Below are 8,313 nucleotides of genomic sequence, written 5' to 3' on the forward strand. Positions count from 1 at the left end.
CTCATTTGGCGCGGCTCTTGAGCTTCTCCACCATGGCGCGCAGCGTCTGCTGGCCCTCTTCGCCGAACCACAGGTCGGTGAAAGTCTCGGCCTCCTCCAGCTGGCCGTCGAAGCCGGCCACGAGGTCCTCGCGCGCGCGCCGGCGCATGATGGCGGTGGCGCGCGCCGGCTGCGCGAGGATCCTGCGGCACCAGGCCAGGGCGCGCGGCACCACCTCCGCCGGCGGCGCGAGTTCGTGCACCAGGTTCAGGCGCAGGGCGTCCTCCGGGCTCATCAGCCGTGCCTCCACGCTCAGCCGCTCGGACACCTCGGCCCCGGCCATGCGCGTGATCGCGCGCCGCACTGACACCGGCACGATGATCCCGACCGCCACTTCGTTGAATCCGAAGCGGTAGGGCCCTTCCGCCATGACGCGCCAGTCGCAGAAGCAGGACAGCACCGCACCACCGGCCGGGCTGTGGCCGGTGATCGCCGCCGCGACCGGGATTTCGGAGGCCGCCACCGTACGCAGCAGGGTGAAGAAATCGCGGAAAAACGCCTGCAGGCCGGCAGGATCCAGGGCCAGCAGGGACGGCAGGTCCAGCCCGCCGGAGTAAATACCCTCGCGGCCCGAGATCACCAGCGCGCGGGCGCCATCGCGCGGGGCCTGCGACACCGCGCCGCGCAGCCGCTGGGTCAGGGCGGGATCGATGGCATTCACCGGCGGCCGGTTCAGGCGCAGTTCGAGAATGCCGTTGTCGTGTTCGATGCGGTCGAGCATGGAGTCCCCTTGAACCGTATCCAGCATAGCGCGTGCATCTGGCCGGCGTAACGCGGCGGGCGGTATAGTCGGTGCGGCATGCCTCCTCACGCCCGCCCGCGGCGCCCATGAACGCCGACCGCCGCCGCACGATCCTCGCGCTGGCGCTGCCGACCATCGGCGGCATGACCTCGCAGAACATCCTCAACCTGGTGGACATGGCGATGGTCGGCACGCTCGGCGCGGCGGCGCTGGCCGGCGTGGGCATCGGCAGCTTCCTCAACTTCATGGCCTTCGCCGCGATCGCCGGGCTGGCTTCGGCGGTGCAGGCCACCGCCGCGCGCCGCGTCGGCGAAGGCCGGCAGGCCGAAAGCGCGCTGCCGCTCAACGGCGGGCTGTACCTGTGCTGGCTGATCGGGCTGCCGCTGACCGCGCTGCTGTTCTGGCTGGCGCCCGACATCGTGCGGCTGATGAACGACGATCCCGCGGTGCTGCGCGAGGGCGTGCCGTATTTCCAGATCCGCCTGCTCGGCATCATCGCGGTGGGCATGAACTTCTCCTTCCGCGGCTACTGGACGGCGGTCAAGAACACGCGGCTGTACTTCACCACGCTGCTGACCATGCACACGGTCAACATCGCGCTGAACTACTGCCTGATCTTCGGCAAGTTGGGATTGCCGGCGCTGGGCACCACCGGCGCGGCCATCGGCACCGCCGCCAGCCTGTGGCTCGGCAGCGCGATCTACTTCTGGCACGGCCACCGGCTCGCGCGCCCGGCCGGCTTCCTGGATCACCTGCCGGGGCGTGAACAGCTGCTGTCGCTGCTGCGGCTGGGGATCCCGTCCTCGCTGCAGCAGCTGTTCTTCGCCGCCGGCTTCACCGTGCTGTTCTGGATCGTGGGCCAGGTCGGCACGCAGGAGCTCGCCGTCACCAACGTGCTGATCAACATCACGCTGGTCGCGGTGCTGCCGGGCATGGGGCTGGGCCTGGCGGCGGCGACGCTGGTCGGGCAGGCGCTCGGTCGCGGCCAGCCGGAGGACGCCTACCGCTGGGCCTGGGACGTGTGCCGCATTGGCGCGCACATCTTCGCCGTGCTGGGCCTGGTCATGCTGCTGTTCCCGAAGGCGTTGCTCGGGCTGTTCCTGCACGAGCCGGAACTGCTGGCGCTCGGCGACATCCCCTTGCGGCTGATCGGCCTGGGCGTGGTGCTGGACGGCATCGGCCTGATCCTGATGCAGGCCCTGCTCGGCGCCGGTGCCAGTGCCACGGTGATGCGCATCAGCGTCGGCCTGCAGTGGCTGCTGTTCCTGCCGCTGGCCTGGCTGGTGGGGCCAGGCCTGGGCCACGGGCTGCTCGCGATCTGGCTGGTGTTCGTCGGCTACCGCGCGCTGCAGACCGGGCTGTTCATCGCGCTGTGGCGCCGGCGCGAGTGGGCGACGATCAAGGTCTAGTTCAGAGGCCGCGCTTGCGGCGCTCGGTCACCGATTCGCCGCCGACACCCCAGTTGTCGGTGGCGACCTCGTCGATCACGACCACCGTGGTCGCCGGGTTCTTGCCCAGCACGTCGCGCAGCAGGCCGGTCACGCCTTCGATCAGCTTCTGCTTCTGGGCCGCGGTGGCGCCCTCTTGGGTGATCTTGATGTTGACGTACGGCATATCCGCCTCAGGCCGCTGCCGGCTCGGCCAGCAGGCGGTGCGAAACGGCGCGGTGGATCAGCGCACGGGCGCGCTCGACCGCCACGTCCAGCGAGGGCGTATTGGCGAACTTCTTGCGCGCCTTGGCCTTGAGTTCCTCGAGGCTCGGCAGTTCGGGCAGTTCCAGTTCGTGCAGATAGGCTTCCGCGTCGGCCCGGACCTGCTGCGCGCGCTGGCGCAGCTCGGCACGCAGTTCCTCGATGCGCCGGCCCTGCTCGGCCCAGCGCGCCTGCACCCGCCTCGCCAGCGCATCCACGTTGACGCTGCCGGCGATGTGCTGCGCGACCTTGTCGAGAATGGCGCTGGACGGCGCCTTCTCGCCGGCCAGGATACTCTGCGGCGGCTGGCGCAGGTCCCAGACGATGCCGAGCTTTTCCAGGCCCTTGAGGATGTAATAGGTGACATCCACCTCCCACCAGAAGAAGCCGTTGCGCGCCGCGCCCGGATAGTAGTGGTGGTTGTTGTGCCAGCCTTCGCCCATGGCGATGATCGCCAGCAGCCAGTTGTTGCGCGAGTCGTCGCCGGTCAGGTAGCGCTGCTTGCCGAACACGTGCGCCAGCGAGTTGATCATGAAGGTGGCGTGGTACACCGCCACCGTGCTCCAGACGAAGCCGACCACCAACCCCGGCAGGCCCATGGTCACCAGACAAATCAGCGCGACCAAGCCGCCCGGCAGGAAGCGGTTGCGGTCCAGCCACACGATCTCCGGATAGACGGTGAAGTCGTGGATGCGCGCGTAGTCGGCGTAGGAGCGCGAGCGGTCGAAGATCCAGCCCCAGTGTGCGCCCCAGAAGCCGTAGTGGCGCGGCGAGTGCGCGTCAGCCGGGGTGTCGGAATCGCGATGGTGCTCGCGGTGCTTGGCCGCCCACCACAGTACGCCACTCTGCATCGAGGCCATCCCGAGGAAGGCGAGGATGAACTGGAACACGCGTCCGGTTTTGTAGGTACGGTGTGCGAAATAGCGGTGGAAGCCGCCGGTGATGCCGAATACGCGCACCACGTACAGCACCACGGCGGTGGCCAGCGCCTCGGCCGTCACGCCGGTCCAGATGGCGGCAAGGCACGCCAGATGCATCAAAGCGAACGGGATCAGCGTGCTCCACTGCGTGCCGCTGCGCGGACCGCTGTTGTTGGGGATTTCGTTGCTGATCAGAGCCACGATGGAGTCTCCAGTATGAACGCCCGTGTGCGGGCTTGTCCGTTGTACGCGAGCCCCTGCGCGCGGGATGCAGCTCGGGCTCGGCCCGCGGATTGTAACGGCAAACCCGGGCCTGACCTAGCGCCGCTACGCTAGTGAAATTTGATGACATTTGCTTGACCGCCCTACCGCGGTCCGCGGCGGCCCGGTAGGCTGATGGGGCCCGGACGGGCTACGGCACCGCTGCAAGGGGGGAGCATGAACCGGAGCGCACCCGTCATCCTGGACGACGTCGAGGCCTGCGTGGACGCGATCCTCGCGCGGGTCGGCAAGACCGTGGTGATCGGCCTGGCCCTGGGCCTGGGCAAGCCCGTTCAGCTGATCAACGCGCTGTACGCACGCGCCAAGGCCGATCCGACGCTGAAACTGCGCATCCTGACCGCGCTGTCGCTGGAAAAACCGGAAGGCTCGAGCCCGCTGGAGCGCGCCTTCCTCGAACCCTTCGTGCAACGCGTGTTCGGCGACTGCCCGGACCTCGATTATGCGACCGACCTGCGCAAGAACCGCCTGCCGCCCAATGTCGAGATCTGCGAGTTCTTCTTCAAACCCGGCAGCCTGCTGAACAACCCGCACGCGCAGCAGCACTACATCAGCTCCAACTACAGCCACGCCGCGCGCGACGTGTTCGCGCAGGGCTGCAACGTGGCCGCGTCGCTGGTGGCGCGGCGCGACACGCCCGAAGGCACGCGCTACAGCCTATCCTGCAACCCCGACACCGCGCCGGAGCTGATCGCCATGCTGCGCGCCAGCGACCGCCCGCACGTGGTGGTGGCGCAGGTCAACCAGCAACTGCCCTACATGGCGCACGACGCCGAGGTGGCGCCGGAATCGTTCGACATCGTGCTGGACCAGCCGCGCTACCACACGCAGCTGTTCGGTACGCCGAAGTTGGCGGTGGAGACGGCCGACTACCTGATAGGGCTGCAGGCCAGCGCCCTGATCCGCGACGGCGGCACGCTGCAGATCGGCATCGGGGCGCTGGGCGACGCCATCGTGTACTCGACCCTCCTGCGCCACCAGCACAATGAGGTCTACCGCAAGGCCCTGGCCGACTGCGGCATCACCGACCAGGCCGCCGGGATCATCCGCGAGATCGGTGGCACCGGGCCGTTCGAGCAAGGGCTCTACGGTGCCACCGAAATGTTCGTGGACGGTTTTTTACACCTGTACCGGGCCGGCGTCCTCAAACGCCGCGTGTATGACTTCTGGGCGCTGCAGCAGCTGGTCAGCGAGGGCAAGGTGGACGAGAACCGGCTGACGCCGGCGGTGCTGGACGGCATGGAGGCGCTGGGCGTGCGCGTGATCCGCACGCAGGATTTCGAGGTCTTGCAGCGCCATGGCCTGTTCCGCGACGACTGCCGCTACGAGCTCGGCCACATCGTCGCGCCGGACGGCGAGCGCATCATGGCCAACCTCGCCATCCCCGAGTCGCGCCGGACGCTCGCGGCCAAATGCCTGGGCGCGAAGCTGCGCAACGGCATCGTGCTGCACGGCGGCTTCTTCCTGGGCCCCAACGACTTCTACCAGGGCCTGCGCGAGCTGCCGGAGGAAGAGCGCCGCCTGATCTGCATGACGGGCGTCAACAAGATCAACCAGCTCGACCTCAACCCGCGGCTGTACCACCTGCAGCGACACGACGCGCGCTTCATGAACACCGGCATCATGTGCACGCTGTCGGGCGCGGTGGTCTCGGACGGGCTGGCCGATGGGCGGGTGATCAGCGGCGTCGGCGGCCAGTACAATTTCGTCGCCATGGCGCACCAGCTGCGCACCGGCCGTTCGATCCTGATGATCCGCAGCCGGCGCGAGGCGGAAGGCGCGCCGCCCAGCTCCAACATCGTGTTCAACTACGGGCACATCACCATCCCGCGCCACCTGCGCGATATCGTCATCACCGAGTACGGCATCGCCGTGCTGCGCAGCAAAACCGACAGCGAGGTGGCCAGGGCGCTGCTCAACATCACCGACTCGCGCTTCCAGCCAACCCTGCTGGCGCAGGCGAAAAAGGCCGGCAAGCTGCCGTCCGACTACCAGATTCCCGAAGTCCACCGGCACAACACGCCGGAGCGGCTGGCGGCGATGCTCGATCCTCATCGCCGGGCCGGGCGCTTCCCGGCCTTCCCGCTGGGCTGCGATTTCACTGCCGAGGAGCTGGCGCTGGGCAAGGCGCTGCGCGGCCTCAAGGCGCGCGTCGGCAGCGCGAAGTTCCCCTGGCGCGCGATCCTCGATTCGTACACGGTCAGGGACATCCCGGCGGCGGCGCGGCCTTACCTGCAACGCCTGCGGCTGGAGCGTGCGGAGGGTTTCAAGGACCGGCTGGTGCAGCGGCTGCTGGTGCTCGAGCTGCGCCAGAACGGGGTGATTTAGGGAACATCCGATCAATTCCTTCGTCACCCCGGCACAGGCCGGGGTGACGAATCGGACCCTATCTCATAATGCCGCGCGGCCGCGGACACGACCACGCCTCTGCCCTCGGGTTAACATCCTGCGAACCGAACCGACGGTTCGCCGGTCTATGACGCGATGATGCCGGACTTCCGCCCCTGCCTGGCCGTGCTGCTGTTGCCCTTGTGCGGCTGTGCGACGTTCGGCGGCGCGGGCGAGCCGCCGGAGCGCCCGTCCGACGCCTGCGCCATCTTCGCGGAGAAGGACGACTGGTACCCGGCCGCGCGCGCCGCGGAAAAGAAATGGGGCGTACCCATCGCACTGCAGCTGGCCTTCATCAGGCAGGAATCCGGCTTCGACGCCGATGCCCAGCCGCCGCGGCGCCGCTTCCTCGGCATCATCCCCACCACGCGCCCGTCGGACGCCTATGGCTACGGCCAGGCGCTGGACAGCACCTGGGACTGGTACATCGAGGAGACCGGCAACCGAGGCGCCGATCGTGATGATTTCGGCGACGTGACCGATTTCATCGGCTGGTACTGCACGGTCAGCCACCGCAAGCTGGGCATTGCCAAGCATGACGCCTACAACCAGTACCTGGCCTACCACGAGGGTCAGGGCGGCTACTCGCGGCGCAGCTACGAGAAAAAGGACTGGCTGATCAAGGTCGCGCGCAAGGTCGAGGCCCAGGCGCAGCGTTACGACGCGCAACTGTCGCGCTGCCGTGCGGAACTGGAGGAACAGGATGACGGTTGGTGGTGACTCGCACGGCAGACCTTTCCGGCGCAGGCGACTCGCCGTAGCGGCGCTGATCCTGATACTGGCGGCGCTGCAGGCGCGGGCCTTCGACCCGACCGTGGTGCCGGTGTTCGCCGACCGCGTGGTGGTGAAGAAGGCCGAACGGCGCCTGTACCTGTACAAGGGCGACACGGTGCTGGCCGAGTACCCCGTCAGCCTGGGCAAGAACCCGCAGGGCCACAAGCAGCGGGTCGGCGACTCGCGCACGCCGGAAGGCCGCTACGTGCTGGATTACCGCAAGCCGGACAGCGCCTTCCATCTCGCCCTGCACGTGTCCTATCCGAACGCGGTGGACCGCAACGAGGCCGAAAAGCGCGGCGTGGACCCGGGTGGCAACATCATGATCCACGGGCTGCCGAACTGGTACCACGGCCCGGACGAATTCTTCCCGCTCAAGGACTGGACCGACGGCTGCATCGCACTCGGCAACCGGCACATGCGTATGGTCTACGCTCTGGTGCCGGACGACACGCCGATCGAGATCCTGCCTTAATCACACCCTACGGGCTGCATGGGCGCCCGTCAGGGCCATGACGGCCCCCGCGGTGGCTAGCCCGCGCAGCAGGACAGCTGCTTCACGTCTTTGGTGAAGGTCTGCGCCGCGAGCTTCAGACCTTCGACCATCGTCAGATAGGGGAACAGTTGGTCGGCCAACTCTTCCACCGTCATGCGATGGCGGATCGCGAGCGCTGCGGACGGGATCAGTTCTCCGGCTTCGGGCGCGACCGCCTGCACGCCGATCAAGCGATGGGTGCCGGCTTCCGCGACCAGCTTGATGAAGCCGCGTGTGTCGAAGTTGGCCAGCGCACGCGGAACAAAGTCGAGCGTGAGCAGGCGGCTGTCGGTCTCGATCCCGTCGTGATGCGCTTCGGCTTCGCTGTAGCCGACGGTGGCGACCTGCGGGTCGGTGAAGACCACCGCCGGCATCGCCGACAGATCGAGCGCGGCCTCGCCGCCGGTCATGTTGATGGCCGCGCGCGTGCCGGCTGCGGCAGCGACATAGACGAACTGTGGCTGGTCGCTGCAGTCGCCGGCGGCGTAGATGTCCGGGCTGCTGGTGCGCATCGTCGGGTCCACGACGATGGCGCCCTGCGCGTTCAGCTTCACGCCGGCGGCGTCCAGGTTGAGATCGCGAGTGTTGGGCGCGCGGCCGGTGGCGACGAGCAAGCGGTCGGCGCGCAGCTCGCCATCCGGCAGCGTCAGCACGAACTCGCCGTCCGTATGCGCGATCCGGCTCGCCTGGGTGTGCTCCCGCACCTCGATGCCTTCGGCGCGGAAGGCGGCCGTCAGCGCCTTGCCGACTTCGGGGTCTTCGCGGAAGAACAGCGTGCTGCGCGCCAGGATCGTCACGCGGCTGCCCAGGCGCGCGAAGGCCTGCGCCAGTTCCACGGCGACCGCCGACGAGCCGATCACGGCCAGACGGGCCGGGATCGTGTCGCTGGCGAGCGCGTCGGTGGACGTCCAGTAAGGCGTGTCCTTGAGGCCGGGAATCGGCGGG

At 68.3% G+C, this 8,313-nt stretch carries 8 protein-coding genes; 4 read left to right on the forward strand and 4 right to left on the reverse strand.

Annotated elements, in window-relative coordinates; genetic code table 11:
* Position 1: 1 nt before the first annotated feature.
* Positions 2 to 760 (reverse strand): enoyl-CoA hydratase/isomerase family protein, encoded by a 759-nt coding sequence (locus tag VNJ47_10695; GenBank protein HXG29299.1) that lies wholly within the window; start codon positions 758 to 760, stop codon positions 2 to 4.
* Positions 761 to 867: 107 nt separating this feature from the next.
* On the opposite strand from VNJ47_10695, the gene VNJ47_10700 reads away from it, so the two are divergent.
* Positions 868 to 2,190, forward strand: coding sequence for an MATE family efflux transporter (locus VNJ47_10700; GenBank protein ID HXG29300.1), 1,323 nt, complete (start codon positions 868 to 870; stop codon positions 2,188 to 2,190).
* Position 2,191: 1 nt separating this feature from the next.
* On the opposite strand, the gene VNJ47_10705 is transcribed toward VNJ47_10700, so the two are convergent.
* Both VNJ47_10705 and VNJ47_10710 read right to left on the reverse strand, forming a co-directional pair.
* Positions 2,192 to 2,395, reverse strand: coding sequence for a 4-oxalocrotonate tautomerase family protein (locus VNJ47_10705; GenBank protein ID HXG29301.1), 204 nt, complete (start codon positions 2,393 to 2,395; stop codon positions 2,192 to 2,194).
* Between the two features lie 7 nt (positions 2,396 to 2,402).
* Positions 2,403 to 3,593 carry an acyl-CoA desaturase gene (locus tag VNJ47_10710; protein ID HXG29302.1) on the reverse strand — a complete coding sequence of 397 codons (1,191 nt, stop codon included), beginning with the start codon at positions 3,591 to 3,593 and terminating at the stop codon, positions 2,403 to 2,405.
* A 237-nt stretch (positions 3,594 to 3,830) separates the two neighbouring features.
* Here VNJ47_10710 and VNJ47_10715 point away from each other — a divergent pair, with 237 nt between their 5' ends.
* The 3 genes from VNJ47_10715 (at position 3,831) to VNJ47_10725 (ending at position 7,308) form a co-directional block, all read left to right on the forward strand.
* On the forward strand, positions 3,831 to 5,999 hold the full coding sequence (locus tag VNJ47_10715; protein ID HXG29303.1) for an acetyl-CoA hydrolase/transferase C-terminal domain-containing protein: 2,169 nt from the start codon (positions 3,831 to 3,833) through the stop codon (positions 5,997 to 5,999).
* A gap of 159 nt (positions 6,000 to 6,158) precedes the next feature.
* Entirely contained in the window at positions 6,159 to 6,779 is a 621-nt protein-coding gene (locus VNJ47_10720) for a hypothetical protein (GenBank protein HXG29304.1), read from the forward strand.
* Positions 6,763 to 7,308, forward strand: coding sequence for a L,D-transpeptidase family protein (locus tag VNJ47_10725; GenBank protein ID HXG29305.1), 546 nt, complete (start codon positions 6,763 to 6,765; stop codon positions 7,306 to 7,308). The genes VNJ47_10720 and VNJ47_10725 overlap by 17 nt, the downstream gene beginning before the upstream one ends.
* 56 nt (positions 7,309 to 7,364) lie before the next feature.
* Here the strand turns inward: VNJ47_10725 and VNJ47_10730 are convergent.
* A partial coding sequence (locus VNJ47_10730) for a mercury(II) reductase (protein ID HXG29306.1) occupies positions 7,365 to 8,313 on the reverse strand: 949 nt, incomplete at its 5' end.

The sequence above is a fragment of the Nevskiales bacterium genome (genome assembly GCA_035574475.1).
In the GTDB taxonomy this organism is placed as follows: Bacteria; Pseudomonadota; Gammaproteobacteria; order Nevskiales; family DATLYR01; genus DATLYR01.